A 915-nucleotide genomic window follows, 5' to 3' on the forward strand; every position below is an offset into this window, starting at 1 on the left:
ATTATCTGAATATCTGGCTTGGTTGTTTGTTGTTTAATTCTTTAAAAAGAATTTTTATAATTAACCTACTGTTTAATTTTCAAAGTTCTTATTAGTATAAAACTTAGATGGTAGCGGTAACAGGAGTCGAACCTGTGACCTTTCGGGTATGAACCGAACGCTCTAGCCAACTAAGCTATACCGCCATAGTCATATAAATGGTGCCCAGAGGCGGAATCGAACCACCGACACGGGGATTTTCAGTCCCCTGCTCTACCGACTGAGCTATCTGGGCATTTATTGGTGGGCCTAGCTGGACTCGAACCAGCGACCTCACGCTTATCAGGCGTGCGCTCTAACCACCTGAGCTATAGGCCCTTATAATGGTCGAGGTGGAGGGACTCGAACCCCCGGCCCCATGGTCCCAAACCACGTGCGCTACCAAACTGCGCTACACCTCGATTAATCGTTAACTTTATATAATTATTATAGTGGCAGGGGTGGAGGGACTCGAACCCCCGGCGCACGGTTTTGGAGACCGACGCTCTACCAACTGAGCTACACCCCTATATTGTTTTATGGTGGACCTTCAGGGACTCGAACCCCGGACCTACCGGTTATGAGCCGGGCGCTCTAACCAACTGAGCTAAAGGTCCACATAATGGTCGAGGTGGAGGGACTCGAACCCCCGGCCCCATGGTCCCAAACCACGTGCGCTACCAAACTGCGCTACACCTCGATTAATTGGCGGAGAAGGAGGGATTCGAACCCTCGCACCGGTTACCCAGCCTAATCCCTTAGCAGGGGATCCTCTTGAGCCACTTGAGTACTTCTCCAAATATTAAATTGGCGGAGAGGGTGGGATTCGAACCCACGGCCCCTTTCGGAGTCACTGGTTTTCAAGACCAGCTCCTTAAACCACTCGGACACCTCTCC

At 50.7% G+C, this 915-nt stretch carries 9 tRNA genes; all 9 read right to left on the minus strand.

The annotated features are described in order from the left end of the window. Positions 1 to 108 precede the first annotated feature (108 nt). The 9 genes from ATCC9714_RS16420 to ATCC9714_RS16460 all read right to left on the minus strand — a co-directional run bounded on the left by ATCC9714_RS16420 (position 109) and on the right by ATCC9714_RS16460 (position 915). A tRNA-Met gene (locus tag ATCC9714_RS16420) sits at positions 109 to 185 on the minus strand. 13 nt (positions 186 to 198) lie between these two features. After that, a tRNA-Phe gene (locus ATCC9714_RS16425) sits at positions 199 to 274 on the minus strand. Positions 275 to 280: 6 nt separating this feature from the next. Then, positions 281 to 357, minus strand: a tRNA-Ile gene (locus tag ATCC9714_RS16430). A 6-nt stretch (positions 358 to 363) separates the two neighbouring features. Continuing rightward, a tRNA-Pro gene (locus tag ATCC9714_RS16435) sits at positions 364 to 440 on the minus strand. Positions 441 to 471: 31 nt separating this feature from the next. After that, positions 472 to 547, minus strand: a tRNA-Trp gene (locus tag ATCC9714_RS16440). Between the two features lie 11 nt (positions 548 to 558). Beyond that, positions 559 to 635, minus strand: a tRNA-Ile gene (locus ATCC9714_RS16445). Positions 636 to 641: 6 nt separating this feature from the next. Continuing rightward, positions 642 to 718: transfer RNA gene (locus tag ATCC9714_RS16450), tRNA-Pro, on the minus strand. 6 nt (positions 719 to 724) lie between these two features. Beyond that, positions 725 to 815, minus strand: a tRNA-Ser gene (locus ATCC9714_RS16455). 11 nt (positions 816 to 826) lie between these two features. After that, a tRNA-Ser gene (locus tag ATCC9714_RS16460) sits at positions 827 to 915 on the minus strand.

This window comes from Paraclostridium sordellii (genome assembly GCF_000953675.1).
In the GTDB taxonomy this organism is placed as follows: Bacteria; Bacillota; Clostridia; order Peptostreptococcales; family Peptostreptococcaceae; genus Paraclostridium; species Paraclostridium sordellii.